Below are 22,152 nucleotides of genomic sequence, written 5' to 3'. Positions count from 1 at the left end.
TTTTGCGTTCTGTGTGTTAGACTTCATTGTAGATACCTCTCTGTATAATAAGATTTTTACTAACCTGCCAGTCAGTAGTCTTATTGTACTCTGAGGTATTTTCAATTTTCAACATCCACATTTTTTATTATACAGGAAGCTTCTTTCTATTTTTATAATTTTTATGCAAACCATCTTGCATGACGCTAATTCAGCTGCAGATAACCCTACTATTTTGATATCCAAAGTATATCCACTAAGTATTAATGATAGATAATATCATTCAAATTAATATCGATACCTTCACAATCTAATCTATCATCGTATTCACCCGAAATGAACAACTTATCAAATAACATCAAATACACACAACACATATATTCTTTTAATTTTATTTCTTCAAAATAATATGCTGATTGTTTTCTTTCTGCTTCATTTATATGACATGTATCCAAAATTACATTTCTGATCTTTGTTTTGAACTTTTTGATACCCGTCTGTCTTTCTTTCTCCACATAACTTAGTTTTTTTATCATATGAATATACTTTTGATAAAAATCGCTTTTTTCAACTTGAGATAAAAATCTACTAATTTCGTCTTTACCAGCAAATAATGAATGAAAATCTGTAGAGCCACCTATTTTAGCTATATTTTTTAAAACTATATCTGGCAAATGCTCTTGACAAATTGCCTTATGTATTCTTTTATCCTTTTCATTTATATTTTTAAGTGAATATGCAATCGATACAAACTCCTCGTCTAAATATGGATATTCCGTTTCAATCCCGAAAGAATTAGAGATGATTCCATTCTTCTTAAGAATTAAATAGCTACCAAAAATATATGGATACTCTGAAAACTCATAATATACAGGCGTTCCTTTTTCTTCTGGTATAAAAATACGTTCTTCATCTAAATAATACTGATTCATCACTTGATCAGCACATTCTCCGCAAATTAAACTGTTTTTTTTACTTTCAAACACCAACTTTGCAAGTTCATATTGAAGAAATATCCCCACTTCATATACAGCACCTTCTAAACGCCATACAATATCAGGAAAATTAGACAATGTAAACTCATCTGTCAAAGATGTATTAAGCTTCATATTATCATACGCAGACACATTTTCTTCGACAACAGGCACTTCATTCTTTCCAAATTTTCCCCCAACAGAATAAGCATTAATTGGTCGCTTACATTTTGTGCTTGCTATATATGCAATATAATTTGAATCATAGCCACTAGATAAAGGGATATTAATTTCTGATTTATCCGCAAGACACTGGTTGACTATATTTGATAATGTCGCATCCCATTTATCTATTGCCTCACCTTTAGACATATAATTCATAAAGTATTTTACAGGAATCTCTTCAACTTTGTTTTCTCGAATCACAAGGCTTGTAAACGCTCTTATTTTATAAACATTTTTCATCAAGGTTTCTTTTCCATAAATAAAACCATTCACAAAGAATTCTTCCAAAACTTTATCATTGAATTTTCTTTCAATTTCAGACTCCCTTAATAACCATTTTAATGACGTACCTAAATATACTTTGTTATTATGCAAAGTATAATAAAGTGTCAATGACGAGGTTGTCCTATCTTGAAATACTTGAAGTTTTTTTTCAGTTTTATCATATACTATCAGAATATAGATTCCTGTTATGTGTTCCGTGAGCGTATCACCGTATTTTTTATAGCTATCCAAAATCAACACTTCATCTATATCGTTTTGATCCAATTTAACTTTTCCGTAAAAGTATACTTCACATTCTTCATTAGCATATTTACGAATATCTTTCGATTTGTTACAGTATTGATTAGTTTGCAAATCAAATATACCGCATAATTGCTTCATACCAAATTCCCTACTATCCTTTCAATTGTCTCTATTTTTATTAAAAAAACTTACATAGTCAAAGTCATCCAGCCATCTACGTCTAAAGAACTGTGGTTTCCAATCTGATAAAATGCCAACCTCGCCATCCTCTTCAAAACCAGGTATGTAATAAGAGGAAGAAAATTCGTAATACTTTTTATGTGTAAAAATCACCTTGTTTTTATACGGTAATTCATCAAATTGTTTTATATGCTCGTAAGTACAACCGTCTTTGTCGGTCATTACAATGTAAACATTATCCATATTTACTCGTTTAGCACGTCTTTTCCATGCTTCTTGTGCTTCACTAAAAGAACTGTAGTGCCCTACGCGTACTGTAATATCATTTAACCGTCCAACCCAAAATTGTCCATCCATCATTTGTGTATCCTCTAACTCAGCGGATAAATATTTTTTCGGATTATTCAAGAATTTAAAATATTGTTCCGGATAAAACCCTATATTGACTGTTGGTGAATTAAATGGACATCCTAAATCATGTAACATATAGCCACCGTTACAGTTGCTCGAAAACACTGTCATTGTTTTGTTTTTCAAACGCATTCTTTTTATTGTAATGTAAATTTTATGTTCTGCTCGTACTATAAAATCTAATAACATATTCATTTCTTTATCCATTTAGTCACACGTGAAAATATGCCCAATGCTGTTCGCAAAAACACATTTTTCCTTAGCCTTTCATATTTTACTGATGTTGATAATACATAATCGAAAACTTCTGGTAAGAAATAATCTGATGGCACAAATCCTTCTTTTTTCAACCATTCTACATCTATCATCGCAGTTGCTTGAATGAACTTATAAAGTATTTTCTTGGCTTCAGCACTTTCCAAGTTATGCAAAGCCATGTAAGATCCCTCTCTATTTAATCTTTCTGCTGAAATATAATGTAACTGAACCAAATTATTTTCCTTCGAAATCTGTAAATTATCTATAATACCTTGTAAACAATCCAATGTTTTTATCGGTGTCATTTTTGCAGCTCCTGGAAGCTGTCTATATAAATAAACGGGTTCTTCTAATGCATAAAATCGCTCTGCTTTTATCATTGCTTTCACAAAGAATGGTGGATCCTGAAATCGACTGTACAATGGGAAAAATATTTGATTATCAATAATAAGTTTCCTTTTATAAATAAAACAAAGATACCCGTAATCATACTGATATTCTTTATATTCAGTTAGGCCATTCGCTGAAACTACAATATCACCTATTTTCTTCTCAACTTCTTCCCTTGTTGTTCCATCTTCATACAAAAGAACATTTCTTCCCCCTGCTATCGATACACCTTCTCTGATAGCTGCTTCATAACAATGAGCCAAAGCCTCATCACTAGCATACATATCATCCGGATCCATAAACGCCAGAAATTCTCCAGTTGCCACCCTGATTCCATCATTTCTTGCTGCACCAACTCCAGCATTGTTTTTATCAATAACAACTATTCTACTATCTCTTTTTTGATATTCTCGAATTATTTCCAAAGAATTATCCGTTGAACCATCATTAATTACAATTACTTCTATATCGGTAAGTGTCTGCGCTAAAACAGAATCCAAACAGGCTCCTACAAATTTTTTCATATTAAAAACTGGTATTATCACACTTATTTTTGGCATTATTGCCCTCCTAAATTAATAGCCATTTTTCTTCCCCACAATGCTGTATGTAACGAAGGGCTATTTTTCAAAACAAACAGACGAATTTTTTGTTTCCATCCAATTTGTTTTGCTTTAATCATTTTTTCATAGCATTCATCATATAATAACTTGATCTGATTTAATCTTTCAAAATGTTCACAATTCCTTTTATCCAGATGCGCATAAGCAACTGCCACCTGAGAATACACAAACAATCTTGTCTCATCAGCAAGATTCTTCTGTCCTATGCTATCTAACCATTTAGCACGTTCATAAACAGCATCTACAATATCTGTAAATTTAATATTATACTCACTATTCATGATACTTCCATCTCTGACCAAATAATAATAAGTATTCTTCCCCGTAAGAACCATACTGTCAATCTGAGTCAAAATTTTATGATATACAAATACATCTTCATATAATCTACCCACAGGGAATCTCAAATCCTGGAATATTTCAGCTTTATATAATCTGTTACATGCATTAGGTCGAAGCAATGTCGTCAACATTTCCTCACCTTTCAAAATTTTTTCTTCCTGTGTGGGTGAATAAAGTTCTCTTTCTTTTCCATCTTCATTTACAGAAATCATGTTCCCAGTAGCAACTTTTGCTCCTGTTCTCTTTACTGCAGCATACATGCTTTCAAAAGTATCTTTAGCGATCCAATCATCGCTATCCACAAAAAAAACGTATTCACCTTGCATTACGTCCAATGCTGTATTTCTTGCATCAGAAAGCCCACCATTTTCTTTATGAATGACTTTTACTCGGTTATCCTTTTGCGCATATTCGTCACATATTACGCCACAGTTATCTGGTGAACCATCATCAACTAACCACAATTCAAAATCAGTAAACGATTGTGCAAGAATACTATCTACACACTTATTTATGAACTTTTCTACTTTATAAACTGGCACAATAACACTGATTTTTGGCATTTTATCTATCCTCTTTTCTTATTCATGTCTTTAAATTCTAATTTTTTCAAAAGAAACTATGGTTGGCATACCAATAGTACTAATGCCTACCAAAACAATTTTTCTTCATGATTTATAATCTTATTGCACAATAACAATATTTTTACTCACATACCTATTTTTAGACAATTTCGCAATCTGCAAGTATTTTTTATAGAAATCTTTGTAAGTAGCGCCCATATTTGTTGTATTTTAGAGACGTTTCGTATATCCTCAACTACAATATGATGCTCATTCCACGCTTTATTTAATATTTCAAATGCCTTCGTTTGTTCACTTATATCCATATATTTCAACGACATCTGTCCCAAATACAAATAAGTATACCATAAATTAATGCGTGCCAACGAACTTAGATTCGAAAACTGTTTTTCTATAAATTCCAAGCGTTGACATTTAGCCTCTACTGCTTGTAACCTCGCTAAAGTAAATGTATTATGCATTACCGATTCCGATTGCTGACGATATGCATACATACTACAAGATGTCCTTGCCAATTTTCTCGCCCTTGCAAGCACACGATATGTCCAAAATTCATCATCTATTCTTTTTCCAATCGGAAATCTAATGTCTCCTATTGCACTGCGACGATATAATTTATTCCATATTACCTGCTGAAAAAAATGATCCTGGATATGTTCTTTCATAGCATCTCCCACAGAATAATATTGTACATCGCAACTTGAAATATCAAATGTTTCTTTATCTCCCCAAGTATATACATATGCACATTCAACTATATCTACATCTTCAACCATTAGCCTAACTAAATGTTCATACATTTCAGGGGCTATATAGTCATCACTATCTACAAACGAAACTATATCACCTTTGGCCTTATCCAACGCTACATTTCTAGCAGCTCCACTTCCACTATTCACTTGATGAATCACCTTGATACGGCCATCTTTTTTTGACCAAATATCACATATTTCAGAACATTTATCTGGTGAACCGTCATCAACAAGTAAAATCTCAAGATTTTTAAAAGTTTGATTGACAATAGACTGTACACATTGATCAAGATACAGTTCAGCCTTATAAACAGGTACAATCACACTGATTAAAGGTAAGTGTTCCATAATTTTCTCTCTACTTTCTTTGCCGATCCATAATATTCATCTTCCTGTTTTGCAAATGACCATAGTATAATATCTTCCGGACCGTCTAATACTTGCGCTGATGTCCGCACCAACGCTTCACAACCATGATTTGCACTTCCCGTATGCATATACATAATCTTTTTCATATTCTATTTCCTTTAACAATATCGTTTCTGCTGAAAAAAGCGAGCGTAAATTCCATATAAAAATGGATACAACATCGGTATTCTGCATACCAAATTTGCCAGCAAACGTTGTTTTCTACTCAACAAGTTATGCCATTCTTTATTGTCGCAAATATATTTTCTAACCACTTTTTTTTCATCTGTATAACCTTTTTCCAGCACTAACTCATTATATACATTAATGCATGTACTAATGTAAGCCTTTCGTGCAAACTGCAGCATCTCAGACTCTGCCTGATTCAAAATAATTCGTTTCACTTTAATCGGGTCGAAAATTCTATGTTCATTCAGCTTAGCTCTAGATGCCGAATCTTTTCTTACAATATAATGGTATTTGCATACATCCTCAAATACAGATAATTTAGCCTGGGAAAAAAGAAAATAATTCATTAATAAATCTTCATTTATTTTAATATCTTGTGGCATTATGCCACTGTGCAACACGTTTTGTAACAAGTTTTTACGAAAAAGTTTATTACAAAGACCCGGTTCGACGCGAGAACCCTCTAACAGTTCTTTTAAACCTGTCATTTTATCTTGCTTTACAAGACAGCCTGTATTATGAAAAAAATTCACACGCCCGTCATCAAAAATCATCTGATAACCACAATGTGAGATATCTGCATGATATTTCACAGCATTGTCAATAAGTAACTCGTACATATCAGGCTCAATCTCGTCATCACCATCTACAAATCCAATCCATTCTCCCGTTGCCTTCTCAATTCCAGCTAATCTGGCAGATGTCGCACCGCCGTTTTCCTTATTCACCAAAACAATGCGAGTATCTATCTCTGAAAGTTTTTGAATTATATTCCAACCGTCATCAGTTGAACCGTCATTTACGATGATCACTTCAATTTTTTTATATGTTTGTCTTAAAATACTTTTCACACAACGTTCAACATAATTTTGAATATTATATACAGGCACTATAATTGATATTTTATTATCCATAATTCGAAGCTCCTCTAAGAGTAAGAATTTCAAACTTTTTCATCTACCCTTTTCTCCTCTAATTACCATATATTTTTGAGCACACACCTGTAATGCTACTTCCACTATTCTTTTTCACACTCCTCCAAAAATTGCTCTACCGCCCCTACACTCTTTTCTAATGAAAACTGTTTTCCTCTCTCTGTCGCTTTCTCGCGATAAAATTCCAACTGTTCTTCGTCATCCATTAGTTTCTTTATCCCTTTATAGAGTTCCTCTTCTGTATTTTTCGTAATTAGTCCATATTCACCATTTCCAAGGATCTCCTTCATTCCGGCAACTTCTACGGTGCAAACCGGTGTCCCGGTAATCAAAGCCTCAATCGTTGCTGTTGAAAATCCTTCCGAATAGCTTGAACAAACAAACACATCACTTCTTGCAATATATTTATAAGGGTTTGTATCATATCCCAACAAACTTACATATTCATTCAGCTCTTCTCTCGAAATAAATGATCGAATCTCCTTTTCCATCGGACCAATTCCAAGAATGTACAAATGAAACAATCTTTTTTCATCATACAGTCTTTTCGCAATTTTTAACAGCCGATCATATCCCTTTATTTTCTTTAAACTTCCAACTGCAATCATAGAAAATGTTCTTTTCAAAGGTATTCCTATCTCTTCATCTTTCAGTTTTCTGATCTTTTCAGTATCTATTGCATTATAGAGAACACAGCTTTTATTCTTTACGTTCACCCACTCACAAAATACTTTTCTCAGACCTTCTGCTACAAATACATTTTTGTCAAATTTTCTATAGCATCTTTCTGCTTCTGAAAAATTGCGAAATGCTGCTGCTATCTGTTTTTTTGTTGCCTGCTCACAGTGAATCCATGAAATCAATTTTGTATTTTTTTCTGTACATCCACTGATGATTCTTGCCGATGGCCCTTCAAGAAAAGAGATTTCTATATCATATTTTTCTTTTATACAAATGGAATGTAACTTTTCAGGCGAGAATAGTTTCATAATTTTGCTATTTCCAGGGACAATTTTTTTTAGTACAGAATAGTAATGTATTGTTTCATCTAAAAATTGTTCATTCACGCCGCCTGCAAAAAGTGTAACCAGGGTTACATCAAACCTCTTTTTGTCTAGATGATTGACTAAGTTCACAAGAACTTTCTCAGCCCCACCTTGCCCAAGATCATGAATCAAAAACAAAACTTTAATCATTTGCCGCATCCTTTGCTCCAAATTTCTGATAAATGTTCCATAACTCGTTCAGCACATTTTCTGTTTCATACCGTTCAATTGACTTTTGCGCATTTTTTACTATTTCCATTCTTCGCTGCTCATCCTCATAAAGCTCTATAATTCTTTCCGTAAATTTCTGTATATCATTTTGCTCTATTAAAAATCCATTCACACCATCCTGAATCAATTCATTATGTCCACGATTTTTCAAAGCGACAACTGGAAGTCCACTCGCCATCGCTTCTATAATATTTAATCCCAGTCCTTCTGATTTACTCGATGCAACATATACATTTGACATTGCAAGTAGTTCTGGTATGTCATCACGCCACCCCAAAAATCTTACTCTTTTTGCCAAATCTTTTTTTTCTACTATTCTTTGCAGATTTCCCTTGGTATGATCCGGACCTGCTAATACCAATACAATGTCTGAATACTTTCTAGATATTTCTTCCATCACCTCTAGCAATGCTATCTGATTTTTATTCTCTGTTATTTCAGCCACATAAATAAGTACAAATTCATTTTTTTCGATTTTCAATTTTTTTCGTACCTGCGCAATTTGATACGGGTTTCTTTTTGCTCGAAATCGTTCCAATTCTACCCCAATGCCATGAATTCTCTCTATATTTCCCGAAACAGGTAAACTTTTCCTCACCATCTCATAATCAGCTTGATTTATGGTAATAAAAACGTCCGTGAGTGGAGCAAGAATCCATTCCATCGGATATCCCATCACCCAACGTTTCAAACCCGCCCCCTTAAAATAGTGAAGCCCATGATTGGTATAAAACACTCTTGTTCCTTTTCTGCGCGCAGTACGAGCTGCTACTCGCGCAATCATACCCCCGGTAATCGTATTACAATGAACGACATCATAATGATTTTCATTTATTATTTTTTTCAATATCGCAATACTTTTTTTCATTCCGCCTGAAAATGGATTTCTATCACATGGCAGATCAAATTCATGATCCGCTTCTGGAATATCCGCATCCAATCTACAGGCAACATCTACGATCCAGCCTTTTTTTTTCATAAATAAAATAAAAGGTATATGAAATTTTCGAATATGCTCTCTGGATACATTTGCTATAATCAGTAATTTATTCATTATCCATTATTCCTTTTTGAAGTCTCCATTTATGCAACCAATCATAAATAAATTTTGGCAAAGCCCCTACCAAAATCGGCCTTAACATGGCGCAATAATAAATAGGAGATAATTTAAAATTTTTCACCACCATTTTTTTTACATATGCCTCATTGATTCGATATCTGAATTTTCTTCGATGATATGCATTTCTATCATCACGCATTTCGTACAAAACTTGATGAATATTTTTTCCTTTAAATCCATTCAAATACATTTTCATCCACAAATGATAATCTTCTACCCTTAACAAATATTTTGATTCACTGTATCCTCCCACAGTATCAAATGCTTCTTTTCGTACCATACACGGTGCATGGCAAAATGGCGATCCAGCGATAAAGTCCTGTCTGCATGGATACTCTGGATGACTAATTCTTCCCCAAGAACCTTTCTCGTCAAAATACGACATATCCGAACTGACAATTGCAATATCTGGTTCTTGATCCAACACTTCAATTTCCATTTGAAATCTTTCCGGAACGCATCTATCATCTCCATCCATTCTTGCAATATATTTACAGTTAGCATATGTTAAACACCGATTGAGTGTAAAGTTCAAACCCCTGTTTTCTCGATTTTTAAGCAAGACAATCTTATCTGGATATGTATCTCTTATTTTTTCTGCAATTTGTGTTGTACGATCCGTCGATCCATCATCACATAAGATTAGAATCCAATCCTGGAAGGTTTGCGCCACAATACAATTTACTGCTTCTTCTAATGTATCCTCACAATTGTAAATACCCATAATTACATTGACTTCTGCATAATTTAATTTCTTTTTCATCATAACAATCCCCAGGTATAATGCATCTGATAGTAAAAAAATAACGAATACAAAACAACAGCCAGACTTATCACTATTTTTGAGGATTTTTCCTCAAACATATTTTTTATTTCCCACGGAAGTAAAATTCCATTTGCATATAGACTGCAATAAATAGGAAGTCTGCCAATAAAAATCCCTGATGTTCCCATTGCTACTACTGATAATGCTGTACTGACAATACTCATATTTGTGCACACATTTACCACATTATCATTTGCTGCATTGATGTATTTTCTTCCAGCAAAAGCCAGTATCGTTGGGACTGCATATACCAAAACTCGAACTGGATTCATTCCATCATCTTTACCTGTTGTCCAGTCTGTAACTACGTTTGTATACTGTGTATCCGCAAGTAAACCATCCAGCATATTGGTAAATTGCCCCACAAAAATTAATGCGCACAGTGCAGCTGCGATACATAACAAAGTTTTTTTATTTGCCGCTTTTCCTTGTACAATAAAAATAATCGGAATCATCAACAATGCTGATCCATGTATTGTTGATGCCAGCAGAATCACAATAATAAGTGGCACATATTTTTTTTCAAAAATCCATTTAGAAACTGCAAAAATAATGGTAACTGCCAGAAACTGCCTTACTCCATTGTGACACCATGACATATAATCTGTACTCGCAACAAACACAAAGAGTGCAAACCAATAGTCACAGGAATACTTTCTATAGATAATTGCCAAACTGGTCATTTGAATTGCCGCGATGACAAAGAAGCAGAAGCCCGGTGTTCTTCCTTGTATTATCTTTAACAAAACCACAAGTATGGTAAATCCCTTGTCTTTTGTTACCGTATTCATGTAGGATGAAAGTTCACTCAACCTTTCCGGTGCACGATAGAACATTGTTCGATATGCTCCCGTATCCCCCCATGCACTGGAACGAAAAGCAGCCCATACAATAAGTGGAATGATGGAAATTAATACAGATATCATTCCCCATTTTTTATATATACTATTTTTCTTTTTCACCGTCTCCTGTGGCATAAATTTTCCGAATATGCCAATCAGAAAAATCCATATGTACATATACCAATAATTTGATAATGTCATTTCTTTCTCCTTATCATTACCTTTTTTATTACTTTTCATTTTAGATTATACCATTTCTTGAGTTTCATGCAATTATTTTTCTCATTATTTTCTATGCTTTTTCCTTTGCCAAACACTGTTATATTCTTACCTTTTTTCCTCCATCACATTTTTCATTGACTATAGCAATTCCATAAATTACTGCAACTCTTGACTAAAGTGATATGCTTAAGCTAAGAGGTGATAGATATGTTACACAACGAAACCAGAAATCTTTTAATTCAAGCTTATAACAAAACACACAACGCAAAAGAAGTAGCAGAATGTTTTTCTGTTGATGTCAGTACCGTATACCGTCTGGTTGAACAAATGAAACGGGAAGGTTCTGTTTCTGTCAAGACAAGTCTCAGGGGGCGTAAATCTTCTCTCAAAGAGGCTGACCTGCAAAAAATACAAGAACTTGTACAACAAAAACCCGATATTACACTCCAGGAAATTATAGATACCCTTCAGCTAAAAATCTGCATCGAAACTGTCAGAAAAGCATTAATAAAACTGGGATATTCTTATAAAAAGAAATCCCTTCATGCCTCCGAACAGGAGCGTCCCCGATCTACAGGAGAAACGCCGCTCATGGAACGGGACTATGTCTGGCATAAATGCTGAACACTTGGTATTTCTTGATGAAAGTGGTATTAATACAAATCTCACAAGACTCTATGCACATGCATTGCACTGGAAACGGGCGGTTGACGCTGCACCATTAAATACACCAACAGCAACAACTGTCCTTTCATCCATCCGTCAGGATGGTACAACTATATTTACCACCTATCAGGGTGGCACAACAGCAGCGCGATTCCGTGAATACATAGAAAATCAGCTAGTTCCAAGTCTCAAAAAGGAAGACCTTGTAGTTATGGATAATATGCGTTCCCATCATGCCAAAACAGTGACAGAATATCTGGATAAAGCAGGAATTCACTATGCTTATCTACCACCGTACAGTCCAGACCTGAACCCAATAGAGAAAATGTGGTCAAAAATGAAAGCGATTCTTAGAAAACAAAAAGTACGTGTCGCTTCTGAGCTGCCTGAAGCTGTAAAAAAAGCTCTGGAAATGATAAGGCATACGGATTGTGAGGGATGGTTCCATGCGTGTGGATATATGCACTAATTTATGGAATTGCTATAATTTCCTATCCTGCCCAAACTTCTAAAAAAGAACACTCCTGATCTATAATTGCAATTCCCATACCTGTTATTTCCATATATCACAATAAGATGAATCAGACTGTTATCTTCCACACCTCACACTAAAACAGGGCAACATGCTTTTATCCTCAAAAGCATCCTGCCCCGTCTTTTCCTATTTTCTTCTATTTTCCAACCTTCACAGCCTCTTTTGCCCCTTGCATCTGCTGTTTTTCTAGTCTTCCTTCGTGAATTCCATCCTGTCGCAGTACAGCTCCTGCTGTTTTCCAGAGACATTCCAGATCCATTTTGAGCTGGATATGATGCACATAATATCCATCCAGCTCCGCTTTTTGCCGGATCGGCAGCTCATCGCGTCCATGGATCTGTGCCCAGCCGGTAAGACCCGGACGGACGCTGTTTGCGCCGTACCGCTCACGCTCCGCAAGGAGGTCATCCTGATTCCAGAGCGCCGGACGCGGGCCAACCAGTGCCATATCGCCCTTCAGGATATTGAAGAGCTGCGGCAGCTCATCGAGGGATGTTTTCCGGAGAAAACGTCCGACTCTTGTGATGAAAAGATCGGGATTGTTCAGCATATGGGTCGGCATATCATGTGGGGTATCGATACGCATCGTGCGGAATTTATATATGTAGAAATATGTGCCGTTCTTTCCTGCCCGCTTCTGCCGGAAAAAAATCGGTCCCGGCGAGTCGAGATGGATGGCTATGCCGAGCAGAATCAGCAGCCACGACAGTGCAGCCGTTCCAACCAATGCAAGCAGCCGGTCCAGCAGATTTTTCAGATACATTTGATAAATTCCAGATTCCCTCATGTTTTCTTCCCCCTATTCTTTCACCGACTGGTTACTTCTCCGGCCTTCTTTTTCTTTTCCATAGCCGTATTTTCCGTAACCATAACCATATTTTCCGTAGCCATAACCACCATGGCTGCTGTATCCATAACCTGTCGCACCCTCCGGCACGCCGTTCAGTACATAGCCGCAGACCGGAATTCGCGAATCCTCGAAGAATTCCAGTGCCCGCTGTACTTCACGGTCCTTTGTGGTTCCCTGATGTACGACAAGAACTGCAGAATCTGCGATTCCGCCAAAAAGGGATGCATCCGACAGCACTCCGCATGGCGGCGTATCAATAATCAGAAGATCCGCATCTTCTTTCAGGTTTTCAATCAGCGTTCTCATCCGTGCGGAACGCAGCAGACCCGCCGGATTCTGTGTACTTCCGACGCCCGGCAGGATTTTCAGTGACAGATCCCGATAATCGGTAAGTGCCTCATCCAGGCTGATCTGTCCCTTCAGCACTCCTATGATTCCACGTCCTTTCCGCTCGGAAAGTCCGATACATTTCAGCACCGACGGATTTCGCAGATCTCCGTCCATCAGCACTACGCGGTATTTCTTCTTTGCGAATGCTTCTGCGAGATTCACGGCAACGGTTGTCTTTCCTTCTCCCGGCACAGAGCTTGTCACAAGCAGAACCGGGCAGTCGGCTTTTCCAAGCCCGTCCTCTGTTCTTGTCCGGACCAGCTGCATCGCTTCTTTGAAGGAATCCGGCACTTTGGGGTTACAGATCGTGATGGTCTGTTCTTTTACGTTGCTTCGTTTCTTGATTTTCGCCTCCGGCAGATTTCCAAGGAACGTTGCGTTCGTCAGCTTTTTCACATCCTCTGCCTGGCGAATTGTTTTTCTTGTTCTCACATAGATGAAGATCAAAAGCAGTGCAACAGCAAGTCCCGCCGCTGCTCCGATCATTCCGGCATGTACCGCATCCTGGCTGTTAATCGGGGATACCGGTACGCCACTGTCGTCTACCACTGTCAGCGTTGTCGCACCGATAATATACTCCGCCACCTCCGGATAATTGGTTATGACGGACTGAAGTACGCGGTACGCCGTATCCGGTGAAGAATCTTTGACGCGAATTGTGAACAGGTTGGTGTTTTCCATCACGCTCGCCTCAATTTGGGATGTCACTGCTCCCACCTGAAGATCCCGCGCTACTACATCCTTTAATACACCGCTTGTTACGATATAAGGGAAGGTTTTTCCAAGCTGCTGCGCCGTCACATTGTCATAATAGGAATAGCCGACCGCGCGGTTTGATCCGACCACAAATGAGGTGTATGCCTCATACATGGGCTGATACCGCAGCTTTGCCGTCAGAAAGGAGCCGCCTCCCATGAGGATCACAAGAATCAGCACGCCCAAAAAGAATTTTCGGAACGCCTGGAAATATTCTGCCAGAAAGGCGATCAGATCGATTTTCTCCGGTTCCGCCGAATAGGTTTCATACGTTTCTCTGCTCATGCTCTTTGCTCCCTCTTATCGTTCTGCCCTGCTGTAGGTGCCGTATCCATATCCGTAACCGTAGCTGTTGCCGATCCGCTCACCGAATCCCGGGTAAACATTGTCAAATACACAGCCGATTACTTTTTCCTCTTTCTGGTTTAATGCATCAATCGCATCGTTGATATCTCTCGTCAGTACGCCGTCCTGCCGCACGGAAAGAACCGCCGCATCGGCATACTCGGCAAGCTCTTCTGCGTCCGCAGCCATTCCCATCGGCGGCGTATCCAGAATAGTGTAGTCCATATTGGTCCGGCATTTCTCCAGAATCCGACGGAAAATCTCACCGCCGATTGCAAGCGACGGCTCGTCCAGACGATTGCGGCAGATTCCGGTATACACGTTGGTATCCTTATATTTCTCAAAAACGCCGGATGCCGACTCTTTTCCGAGGACGACCTTTCCGAAATCCTTTCCGTCTTTTTCCGGAATTTCAAAGATTTTATGTAACGCCGGCTGACGGAAATCGCAGTCCAGCAGAAGTACACGGTTCTGCTCTTCTGCAAGGGCAAGCGCCAGATTTGCCGCAAGGGTCGATTTTCCTTCATTTTCCGCTACACTGGTCACCAGCAGCACTTTTCCGCCTTTTCGATCCAGGCGTCCCCGCACACGCGATGCAATACGCTTTAAGGATTCTACATACGGAAAGCTCCGCGCCGGATTGGTAATCAGCATGGAGCTGTTTTTCTTCTTCTTTTCGTGATACACAACGCCCAGCAGATCCGCATCAATTTTGCGGGTGAATTCTGCCTCATTTTTGACGGTATCCCGCAGAAAGGAGAAGAGTCCGATGAGTGCCGCCATAGCAAGGGCTGCTGCAAGAAATGCGGTCGCGGCGTATTTTTTGATCGGAATCTGGTTCGATGGCACGCCGGATACCTGCGGCTGCTGCAGTGTCTCCAACACTACATTCGGAATAATATAGTCGGAAATGCTCGTATAATTGTTCAGCACCGACTTTAAAATCCGAAATGCCATTTCCGGCGAATCTGCGGTCACTGACAGTTCCATCAGATTGGATTCCGGCACAATGGAAGCATTCATTTTTGCCGGAAAGGAGGACAGGTTAAGCTCCTCCATCACTTTTTTCTTCAGAATCGTATTTTCCAGGATTGCTTCAAATTTCTGTGCCATCTCATATGTGGCCGACAGGCTCGATGCTGCATTTGCATCCACGCCGCGCCCCATAACGGCAAATGTTGTTTTTACCGTATACCGGTCTTTATGTACGGTCGTCAATACGGTATAGGTTATCATCGCCGCCGAACAGGCAATCAGAAGGATGACCCACCAGTTTTTTGCAATGTCGCACAGGATACTTCGGAGATCCCAGTCTGTTTTGCTGTTCTGCCCGTTTCCTGTTCTGTCGTATTCTCCCATCTGGATCCCCCCTATTCGTTTACACAGACGATCAGGCGAACGGAGCTTGTCTGCCCATCCGCCGCTGTCGCAGTGTATGTCACTTCATAAACACCCGCACTGCCGGTATCGACCGGATTGTCAATGGAAAACTGATTTTCTCCCAGGAGCTCTTCTTCATACGAAGCTGCATGAAGCGCACCGTCTTCTCTCTTTTCATACAGCATCTGATCCACACTCACGCTTTCCAGATATGCCTGCGGGTCAAATGGCTGCTGCAGGTCCAGATGAATCAAATAATCACTCAGGGTAATCTGCGGCTTTCCGTTCTCCTCTGCCGGATCGTAGAGTTCTACTGTCACCGGAAGGCTTGTCACATCTCCGGCACGGTTTGCAACCGAATATGTCACGTGGTACAGTCCCGGTGTACTGCTGATCTCATCCTCATAGGAAATCCGGATGCGGTCGGTAATCGTTCCGTCCAGGCAATCCTCCGCGGAAAGTCCCTCTGTCAGGTCATCCGCATTCAGGCTGAACCGCAGCGGGCGATCCAGGGAAAAAACCGGTGAGGTGTAATCGTTATACACCAGTTCCCGCTCCGTATGCGTAACGTGGTTATCGGAATCAAAGGCGACGATACTGATTTTCCGCCGCCCCTTTTCCACAAAATTCGAAATATGTTCCACAGCAAGAGAACTCGTCACATCGCCGTCTTTTTTATCGTAAGCAGTTACTCCGGCCAGAAGTTCTGACTCCTCTGCATGGATGCTGGCAGAAATCTCACTGTTGTCCATCGTAATTTCCGGCCCTTTTCCGTCTTTTCCCGTCTGCTGCCGCACCAGACACCCGCCAAAGGCAAGTGTGGAAGCCAGAAACAGAATGAGAACTGCCGCTCTCGTTTTGTGCATATCAAAGATGCTCCTTTCGTTTCTGTAACGCTATTCTTCCTGTTTTTAGAGGAACCAGCGTCTTTTCCGTTTTCGCTCCTGGGACGGTTCATAGAAAATCTGACGGTCCTCCAGGATTCTTCTCGGATTCACTTTCAATAAAAGCTGTGCATACGCTTCTCCATACCGCTCCTCCAGAAACTGCCGGACCGGCCGCATGTCCGTGGTCCGGTAATCAGCTCCATGGGCATCGCTTGCCACACAGCCTGCAAGGCGGTTGTCCAGCAAAAACCTCGCTGTCCGCTCCGCCTCTTCTCCAAATCTTCCAAACACGCTTCCTTTGTTGATCTGCAAAACCGCGCCCATTTCCCGGAATTCGTACAGAAGCTCCGGTGTATCCTGCACGCAGAAATACCGCTCCGGATGCGCCAGCACCGGGATTTTTCCCATCGCCGGAAATTCCAGCAGCCGCTTTCTGATTCCGTCCGGCGCCATATCAAACGGCACCTCGATCAGATAATAGCGGCTCTCATGGAGCGGTATCAGCTTTCTCTCTCTGATTTTTTTCCCCAGCGGTCCGATGCTCATGATTTCCATGCCGCGCACCAGGCTGATGGGAATGTGTTCTCTGTTGATTTCCCTCTCCAGACGGTAGAACTGCTCTTCTAACTGTTCGGATTCGTAGTTGACATATCCATCTTCCACGCCTTCGATTCCCGTCTGGTTTGCATGCGGCGTCACCGCGAGGATACGCACCCCGCTTTGTGCCGCCATTTCTGCCATTTCAAGGGAGGTGGACAAATTCGGGGATCCGTCGTCCACTCCCGGCAGAATATGTACATGAAGGTCCGTCATCCCTGTTTTTCTCCTTCGTACTGGTATTCCGGCACCATTTTCTTTACCAGATAACAGATGTCCGGACATTCGTTTTCCGCTTCCTTTGCGAGTTCCTTGATCTGCTCCCGGAATACTTTCTCATCAAATGCAATCTGTCTGCCGATAAAAATCCGGCTGTTTTCTGTAGTCTGCATGCCCTCTTCATTCATCAGAAGCTCCTCATACAGCTTTTCGCCAGGCCGCAGGCCAATATATTTGATCTTGATTTCTTTTTCCGGCTCATACCCGAAAAGGCGGATCATATTTTTTGCCAGATCTACGATTCTGACCGGATCTCCCATATTCAGGACAAAGATCTGACCGTTTTTCGCATAGGCACCTGCCTCAAGTACCAGGCTGACTGCCTCCGGAATCGTCATAAAATACCGAATGATATCCGGATGCGTAACCGTCACCGGACCTCCGTGTTCGATCTGACGGCGGAACAGCGGAATGACACTTCCGTTGCTTCCCAGTACATTTCCAAAACGCACCGCTGCAAACTCTGTCGTGCTGTGTCTTCCGATCAGCTGAATCACCATCTCACAGAGCCGCTTGCTCGCTCCCATGATGTTGGTCGGGTTGACTGCCTTGTCTGTTGATATCAGGATAAACTTCTTTACCTGATAATGGCTTGCTGTGCGCGCCGTTTTTAAGGTTCCGATAACATTGTTTTTAATCGCTTCATTCGGACTGTCCTCCATCAGCGGCACATGCTTGTGGGCTGCTGCGTGAAAGACGATGTCCGGCCGGTACTTCGAAAAAATCGACTGCAGCCGCCGTTCATCGCGCACAGAACCAATCAGTACTGTCAAATTGAGATCTGGGAACTCCCACTCCAGAGATTTCTGGATCTGGTACGCATTGTTTTCGTAAATGTCAAAAATGATCAGATGCCCGACGTCGTGTCCGGCCAGCTGGCGGCAGATCTCACTTCCGATCGAACCGCCTCCGCCTGTTACCAGGATTGTCTTCCCTTTCACATAGCCAAGGATTGCATCGAGATCCACCTGGATGGGATCTCTTGGCAGCAAATCCTCAATTTTTATTTTCTTTCTGATCTTTTTTTCTTCCTTCATAGCTCCCACTCTCACTCTATTGCGTTTTTCTCCCGTATTCAGTTATCCTGTTCCTGCAGGCAATCCTCCAGCAAATACAGCATTTCAAGTGCTGAACGAAAACCTGCTTTCTGTTTTCCACAGGTCAAAAATCCCTGCAGACTACAGTGCTGTCGGAACTGAATCTGAATACTGACCATACGCTCGGTTCCGGCTGGAAGCGTTGTATCCTGATTGTTCTTCATTTCATCTGTAAATTCCCACTCTTCTTTTTCCCCTTCCGAAAGGCTCCGCATGCAGCTTCCTGCATCCGGCATGCCAAGCAAGTCATAAATGCGGTTCATCCGAAGCAGCATTTCCCCGTATCCCTCAAACGGAATGTCATAATGAAGCAACGGCAGCCGGATCACTCCTTTGGAATGGCTCCCTTTCACTTCCTGAAAGCATAAAAATAATGCTGCATCTGCTGTTGTATGTACTTTTTCTCTGATTATTTCTACTTCTATGTTCATATTTCTCTCCATATGATATTTATTCTTTTACAGTAATGTTATATGCAATAATTATTTTTGGAATATTATACCAAATCAATCTCCCATCGTCAATCTTCTCCGCCTTCTTTTCTTTCGATTTTCTTTCGATTTACCTGTTTTTTTCTACTGTTTTTTCTGTCTATGATTCCTTTTTTTTATCTTTTTTTACTTTTTTCGCCCCTTTCCGCCCTATGGTGTCGTTTTCTGTCGAACGATTTTAACAGAAGTGCGGCAATTCGGCTTGAATGAGATCCTGTCACTGTGCTAAACTACACTTTGTATTTTTATGATGTTTGCCGTAATGCACCCCTCCTGCTTTTATTTTGTACCCTATCATGTCAGGAGGTGTTTTTCTTGTATTCCAAATTAATTTTTCCACTCAATCCGAACAGTTCTGTTCTGCTCGAAATTCCAGTCATTATTTCACAGGGTGTCTCCCAAAAATGTCAGCTGGCGCTGGACGACCTGATTTACGTTGAGGCCTGCCAGCACCGACTGATTCTCCACACAATTCATGGGGATTTTACAACCCGGTGCACATTTGCCGGCCTGACGGTATGTCTTGCCCCAACCGGCCGTTTTTTCTGCAACGGAAAAGGTCTGCTGATCAATTTCTCCCACGTTGCACTCGTACAGGCAACCGGCGAGGTTCTGCTGAAAAACGGACAGACCGTCTTCTGCAGCCGCAGACGGAAGCGTGAAACCCGCGAAGCCTTCCTCGCTTATGCCAGAACACCGTCCCGCCGCTTATAATATGATTTTCTATGTCCTGCAGCCTTTGATCCATCGATACAAAGAACAGCAGCCGCTGGTTCTGTTTTTGAACCAACGGCTGCTGCCCTGTTTCTGTTTATTTTTCATTTTTTCCCTGCCGCTTCCATCCGCGCCGCAAACTGCGCGTAGAAATCGTTCTTTATGTCATACGGAAGCAGATAAAACAGCTTCAGAATCCCCATGCTGATCTGCTGCCGCAGCGCATCATCCTCTATCCGGCGCGCCTCGTTCTGTTTTTCTTTCAGATAGTAATGCCATTCATTCGTAAACGCTTCATACTTTCCGAGCTCCGGCGTGTCGAGCCAGCGGCGGACTTTGACTTTTGTCTTATTCTCCTTCGGACATTCGCTGACCTGAAGAAAATAGGAAAACGTTCCGTTCTCATACAGCCGTCCCAGCGGAAACATCCGGCAGAAGCCCGGCCGCGCATCGTGAATGCTGCACCGGCCCTCATTATTTAAGAAACTGCACTGGTCTGACTGCTCTGTCATCTTCAGATGCGGCAGAATCACGCCGTCCACTACGCGGAGCGAAATGTATCCCGCCGTCAGAATCTCCTCCATCGTTTTGCCGAGCTTCCTCTCCAGCCGGTACAGATCCATCGGATCGAGCACAATCGAGTCGCCCATCCCATGGCAGCAGGCGGAGCATCCGCGGCAGTCGTCGCAGCCCACTTTTACCATATCATTCGCTCCATATCGTTTTCCGTCTGAAATCTTGTCTATATCTACGTTACGTTCCATACTTTCTTCCTGTCTGTTTTTTATTTTTTATACTCAAAATCCGGAATCTGATGCCATCTCTCCCGGAAATAATGTGCCGCCAGTTTCGGCTTGCGTTCGCGGGTGAAGATTCCCTTTTTGTTGCCCTGTACACGCAGGAGGCTCTGGCTCGTCGCAAAGTCTGCGAAGTTTTTCCCCCGGCTGCAGTTTTTCGGTCAGCTCCACTTCAAACGGCAGAAATCCGCACTCATGGGTCGCAAGAAGTTCCCCATTCAGATAGATACGTGCATGATGTGTCACGGCATCACACCGGAGCACCACGCGCTGTCCCTTTACAAAGGACGGAACGGAAAATTTCTTCTGCTAAAAGACCCATCCGTAGTGCCCGCGGTCTGCAATGCTCTCCGTCAGATCGTTGCAGGATGACGGAACCGGCATGGAAAGCGGCTCTGCCAGCGGCTTTTCATACCATTTTTCTTGTATGTCCCCCTGTTTTTCCTGCCGGTTTACGTTCCGGCGCGCTCTGCCCCCACGACATGCAGCACCTGGTTCTTTACCTGGAATTTGATTTCCATTCCCGCAAAGGAAAGCCCGTAAATGCGCTCTTCACTGTTCTGATACGACGGGCGCGGGTCCTGCTCCAGCACTTTTTTCAGTGCCTCCCGGCGGTCCGCCGGAATTTTTTCCAGCAGCTCATCCGGAATTTCAACGGGAATAAAGTATTCCTTCGTCCTTTCCGTAAAACTGCCAAGTGCCTCCGCATGGCTGTCTACATGCGGCAGATACGGTTTGATGTCCAGAATCGGCGTGCCGTCCATCAGATCTGCCCCCGACAGATGAAGCACCGGCCCGAGTGCCGGATGCTGCTCCACACGCTCCAGCTTTACCGAAGAAAGACCGATCGGATTGGGCCGGAACGGGGAGCGCGTTGCAAATACACCGACCCGCTTATTTCCGCCAAGCCGCGGCGGCCGCACCATCGGCGACCAGGTGTCGCGCACAGCCTCGGAAAACTCCCAGATCAGCCAGAGATGGGAATATTCCTCGATGCCGCGCAGCGCATTCGCATCGCGGAACTCCGGTTCAAAGACGATCGTACTCTTTAATTCTTCAATCAGCCCGCTCTGCCGCGGAATCCCGAACTTTTCCGGGAAATCCGTGTGGATCCGGGCAATCACTTTCACTGCAATTTCTTCTGCCAAAACGGTTTTCTCCTTTATCCTTACCAGACTCTGAATAGGTTTATTCTAACATTTTGCCGGAAAAAAGTCCACCTGCCAGCCGGCGGTTGGTGGAAAAGTGTCAGAAAAGGACGGATTTCTCATAATTTGCAAATCCATTTTTCTATCCTATGACC

At 41.2% G+C, this 22,152-nt stretch carries 22 protein-coding genes and 3 pseudogenes; 3 read left to right on the top strand and 22 right to left on the bottom strand.

The features are described from left to right. Positions 1 to 242: 242 nt before the first annotated feature. The 11 genes from ACY2VT_RS09780 to ACY2VT_RS09730 all read right to left on the bottom strand — a co-directional run bounded on the left by ACY2VT_RS09780 (position 243) and on the right by ACY2VT_RS09730 (position 11,083). Positions 243 to 1,844 carry an asparagine synthase-related protein gene (locus ACY2VT_RS09780; protein WP_461879756.1) on the bottom strand — a complete coding sequence of 534 codons (1,602 nt, stop codon included), beginning with the start codon at positions 1,842 to 1,844 and terminating at the stop codon, positions 243 to 245. Positions 1,845 to 1,865: 21 nt separating this feature from the next. Further along, on the bottom strand, positions 1,866 to 2,504 hold the full coding sequence (locus tag ACY2VT_RS09775) for a DUF1919 domain-containing protein (RefSeq protein WP_461879755.1): 639 nt from the start codon (positions 2,502 to 2,504) through the stop codon (positions 1,866 to 1,868). After that, a complete protein-coding gene (locus tag ACY2VT_RS09770) occupies positions 2,489 to 3,505 on the bottom strand; it encodes a glycosyltransferase family 2 protein (RefSeq protein ID WP_461879754.1) in 1,017 nt (338 codons plus the stop codon). Before ACY2VT_RS09770 ends, ACY2VT_RS09775 begins: the two co-directional genes overlap by 16 nt. After that, complete coding sequence (locus ACY2VT_RS09765; RefSeq protein ID WP_461879753.1) at positions 3,505 to 4,473, bottom strand: glycosyltransferase family 2 protein; 969 nt, start codon at positions 4,471 to 4,473, stop codon at positions 3,505 to 3,507. Before ACY2VT_RS09765 ends, ACY2VT_RS09770 begins: the two co-directional genes overlap by 1 nt. A 146-nt stretch (positions 4,474 to 4,619) precedes the next feature. Then, positions 4,620 to 5,594: a glycosyltransferase gene (locus tag ACY2VT_RS09760; protein ID WP_461879752.1), complete on the bottom strand. Its 975-nt coding sequence runs from the start codon at positions 5,592 to 5,594 to the stop codon at positions 4,620 to 4,622. Next, on the bottom strand, positions 5,576 to 5,761 hold the full coding sequence (locus ACY2VT_RS09755; protein ID WP_461879750.1) for a hypothetical protein: 186 nt from the start codon (positions 5,759 to 5,761) through the stop codon (positions 5,576 to 5,578). Before ACY2VT_RS09755 ends, ACY2VT_RS09760 begins: the two co-directional genes overlap by 19 nt. A gap of 12 nt (positions 5,762 to 5,773) precedes the next feature. Then, entirely contained in the window at positions 5,774 to 6,757 is a 984-nt protein-coding gene (locus ACY2VT_RS09750) for a glycosyltransferase family 2 protein (protein WP_461879749.1), read from the bottom strand. 104 nt (positions 6,758 to 6,861) lie between these two features. Further along, a complete protein-coding gene (locus tag ACY2VT_RS09745) occupies positions 6,862 to 7,974 on the bottom strand; it encodes a glycosyltransferase (RefSeq protein ID WP_461879748.1) in 1,113 nt (370 codons plus the stop codon). Then, entirely contained in the window at positions 7,967 to 9,109 is a 1,143-nt protein-coding gene (locus tag ACY2VT_RS09740; protein ID WP_461879747.1) for a glycosyltransferase, read from the bottom strand. The genes ACY2VT_RS09745 and ACY2VT_RS09740 overlap by 8 nt, the downstream gene beginning before the upstream one ends. Beyond that, positions 9,102 to 9,941, bottom strand: coding sequence for a glycosyltransferase (locus ACY2VT_RS09735; RefSeq protein WP_461879746.1), 840 nt, complete (start codon positions 9,939 to 9,941; stop codon positions 9,102 to 9,104). The genes ACY2VT_RS09740 and ACY2VT_RS09735 overlap by 8 nt, the downstream gene beginning before the upstream one ends. Further along, complete coding sequence (locus ACY2VT_RS09730) at positions 9,938 to 11,083, bottom strand: EpsG family protein (RefSeq protein ID WP_461879745.1); 1,146 nt, start codon at positions 11,081 to 11,083, stop codon at positions 9,938 to 9,940. The genes ACY2VT_RS09735 and ACY2VT_RS09730 overlap by 4 nt, the downstream gene beginning before the upstream one ends. 189 nt (positions 11,084 to 11,272) lie before the next feature. Between ACY2VT_RS09730 and ACY2VT_RS09725 the strand changes: the two genes are divergently transcribed. Together ACY2VT_RS09725 and ACY2VT_RS09720 are read left to right on the top strand one after the other, a co-directional pair. After that, positions 11,273 to 11,689, top strand: coding sequence for a helix-turn-helix domain-containing protein (locus tag ACY2VT_RS09725; RefSeq protein ID WP_461879744.1), 417 nt, complete (start codon positions 11,273 to 11,275; stop codon positions 11,687 to 11,689). Next, complete coding sequence (locus tag ACY2VT_RS09720; RefSeq protein WP_461879743.1) at positions 11,670 to 12,200, top strand: IS630 family transposase; 531 nt, start codon at positions 11,670 to 11,672, stop codon at positions 12,198 to 12,200. The genes ACY2VT_RS09725 and ACY2VT_RS09720 overlap by 20 nt, the downstream gene beginning before the upstream one ends. Positions 12,201 to 12,402: 202 nt before the next feature. Here ACY2VT_RS09720 and ACY2VT_RS09715 read toward each other — a convergent pair whose 3' ends face one another. The 7 genes and pseudogenes from ACY2VT_RS09715 to ACY2VT_RS09685 form a co-directional block, all read right to left on the bottom strand. Continuing rightward, entirely contained in the window at positions 12,403 to 13,053 is a 651-nt protein-coding gene (locus ACY2VT_RS09715) for a sugar transferase (protein ID WP_461879742.1), read from the bottom strand. Between the two features lie 12 nt (positions 13,054 to 13,065). Continuing rightward, entirely contained in the window at positions 13,066 to 14,547 is a 1,482-nt protein-coding gene (locus ACY2VT_RS09710) for a polysaccharide biosynthesis tyrosine autokinase (protein ID WP_461879741.1), read from the bottom strand. A gap of 15 nt (positions 14,548 to 14,562) precedes the next feature. Then, positions 14,563 to 15,966 (bottom strand): polysaccharide biosynthesis tyrosine autokinase, encoded by a 1,404-nt coding sequence (locus tag ACY2VT_RS09705; RefSeq protein ID WP_461873371.1) that lies wholly within the window; start codon positions 15,964 to 15,966, stop codon positions 14,563 to 14,565. Positions 15,967 to 15,977: 11 nt separating this feature from the next. Beyond that, positions 15,978 to 16,853 carry a hypothetical protein gene (locus ACY2VT_RS09700; RefSeq protein ID WP_461873370.1) on the bottom strand — a complete coding sequence of 292 codons (876 nt, stop codon included), beginning with the start codon at positions 16,851 to 16,853 and terminating at the stop codon, positions 15,978 to 15,980. 45 nt (positions 16,854 to 16,898) lie between these two features. After that, the gene (locus tag ACY2VT_RS09695) at positions 16,899 to 17,687 is read right to left on the bottom strand and encodes a tyrosine-protein phosphatase (RefSeq protein WP_461879740.1); all 789 of its coding nucleotides are present in this window, start codon (positions 17,685 to 17,687) and stop codon (positions 16,899 to 16,901) included. After that, positions 17,684 to 18,763 (bottom strand): annotated as a pseudogene (locus ACY2VT_RS09690) (UDP-N-acetylglucosamine 4,6-dehydratase family protein); the annotation flags it as partial. The gene ACY2VT_RS09695 and the pseudogene ACY2VT_RS09690, both read right to left, overlap by 4 nt. 62 nt (positions 18,764 to 18,825) lie before the next feature. Then, complete coding sequence (locus ACY2VT_RS09685) at positions 18,826 to 19,278, bottom strand: hypothetical protein (protein ID WP_461879739.1); 453 nt, start codon at positions 19,276 to 19,278, stop codon at positions 18,826 to 18,828. Between the two features lie 375 nt (positions 19,279 to 19,653). Between ACY2VT_RS09685 and ACY2VT_RS09680 the strand changes: the two genes are divergently transcribed. After that, complete coding sequence (locus ACY2VT_RS09680; RefSeq protein ID WP_461879738.1) at positions 19,654 to 20,052, top strand: LytTR family DNA-binding domain-containing protein; 399 nt, start codon at positions 19,654 to 19,656, stop codon at positions 20,050 to 20,052. Positions 20,053 to 20,156: 104 nt separating this feature from the next. On the opposite strand, the gene ACY2VT_RS09675 is transcribed toward ACY2VT_RS09680, so the two are convergent. From ACY2VT_RS09675 to tsaA, 4 genes and pseudogenes are all read right to left on the bottom strand, one after another. Beyond that, complete coding sequence (locus ACY2VT_RS09675; protein WP_461873367.1) at positions 20,157 to 20,816, bottom strand: YkgJ family cysteine cluster protein; 660 nt, start codon at positions 20,814 to 20,816, stop codon at positions 20,157 to 20,159. Between the two features lie 20 nt (positions 20,817 to 20,836). Next, positions 20,837 to 20,986: pseudogene (locus ACY2VT_RS09670) on the bottom strand (glycoside hydrolase family 2 TIM barrel-domain containing protein); the annotation flags it as partial. A gap of 58 nt (positions 20,987 to 21,044) precedes the next feature. Further along, a pseudogene (locus tag ACY2VT_RS09665) lies at positions 21,045 to 21,113 on the bottom strand (hypothetical protein); the annotation flags it as partial. Between the two features lie 188 nt (positions 21,114 to 21,301). Beyond that, entirely contained in the window at positions 21,302 to 21,997 is a 696-nt protein-coding gene (gene tsaA, locus ACY2VT_RS09660) for a tRNA (N6-threonylcarbamoyladenosine(37)-N6)-methyltransferase TrmO (protein WP_461879737.1), read from the bottom strand. Between the last annotated feature and the right edge of the window lie 155 nt (positions 21,998 to 22,152).

Origin of the sequence: Fusicatenibacter sp., assembly GCF_050872605.1 — a bacterium.
Classification (GTDB): domain Bacteria; phylum Bacillota; class Clostridia; order Lachnospirales; family Lachnospiraceae; genus Fusicatenibacter.
This window is presented reverse-complemented; position numbering and strand designations above follow the sequence as displayed.

Coding starts and splice junctions, on each gene's coding strand:
- ACY2VT_RS09780 (WP_461879756.1), bottom strand. CDS start 1,844: ATGAAGCAATTATGCGGTATATTTGATTTGCAAACTAATCAATACTGT.
- ACY2VT_RS09775 (WP_461879755.1), bottom strand. CDS start 2,504: ATGGATAAAGAAATGAATATGTTATTAGATTTTATAGTACGAGCAGAA.
- ACY2VT_RS09770 (WP_461879754.1), bottom strand. CDS start 3,505: ATGCCAAAAATAAGTGTGATAATACCAGTTTTTAATATGAAAAAATTT.
- ACY2VT_RS09765 (WP_461879753.1), bottom strand. CDS start 4,473: ATGCCAAAAATCAGTGTTATTGTGCCAGTTTATAAAGTAGAAAAGTTC.
- ACY2VT_RS09760 (WP_461879752.1), bottom strand. CDS start 5,594: ATGGAACACTTACCTTTAATCAGTGTGATTGTACCTGTTTATAAGGCT.
- ACY2VT_RS09755 (WP_461879750.1), bottom strand. CDS start 5,761: ATGAAAAAGATTATGTATATGCATACGGGAAGTGCAAATCATGGTTGT.
- ACY2VT_RS09750 (WP_461879749.1), bottom strand. CDS start 6,757: ATGGATAATAAAATATCAATTATAGTGCCTGTATATAATATTCAAAAT.
- ACY2VT_RS09745 (WP_461879748.1), bottom strand. CDS start 7,974: ATGATTAAAGTTTTGTTTTTGATTCATGATCTTGGGCAAGGTGGGGCT.
- ACY2VT_RS09740 (WP_461879747.1), bottom strand. CDS start 9,109: ATGAATAAATTACTGATTATAGCAAATGTATCCAGAGAGCATATTCGA.
- ACY2VT_RS09735 (WP_461879746.1), bottom strand. CDS start 9,941: ATGATGAAAAAGAAATTAAATTATGCAGAAGTCAATGTAATTATGGGT.
- ACY2VT_RS09730 (WP_461879745.1), bottom strand. CDS start 11,083: ATGAAAAGTAATAAAAAAGGTAATGATAAGGAGAAAGAAATGACATTA.
- ACY2VT_RS09725 (WP_461879744.1), top strand. CDS start 11,273: ATGTTACACAACGAAACCAGAAATCTTTTAATTCAAGCTTATAACAAA.
- ACY2VT_RS09720 (WP_461879743.1), top strand. CDS start 11,670: ATGTCTGGCATAAATGCTGAACACTTGGTATTTCTTGATGAAAGTGGT.
- ACY2VT_RS09715 (WP_461879742.1), bottom strand. CDS start 13,053: ATGAGGGAATCTGGAATTTATCAAATGTATCTGAAAAATCTGCTGGAC.
- ACY2VT_RS09710 (WP_461879741.1), bottom strand. CDS start 14,547: ATGAGCAGAGAAACGTATGAAACCTATTCGGCGGAACCGGAGAAAATC.
- ACY2VT_RS09705 (WP_461873371.1), bottom strand. CDS start 15,966: ATGGGAGAATACGACAGAACAGGAAACGGGCAGAACAGCAAAACAGAC.
- ACY2VT_RS09700 (WP_461873370.1), bottom strand. CDS start 16,853: ATGCACAAAACGAGAGCGGCAGTTCTCATTCTGTTTCTGGCTTCCACA.
- ACY2VT_RS09695 (WP_461879740.1), bottom strand. CDS start 17,687: ATGACGGACCTTCATGTACATATTCTGCCGGGAGTGGACGACGGATCC.
- ACY2VT_RS09685 (WP_461879739.1), bottom strand. CDS start 19,278: ATGAACATAGAAGTAGAAATAATCAGAGAAAAAGTACATACAACAGCA.
- ACY2VT_RS09675 (WP_461873367.1), bottom strand. CDS start 20,816: ATGGAACGTAACGTAGATATAGACAAGATTTCAGACGGAAAACGATAT.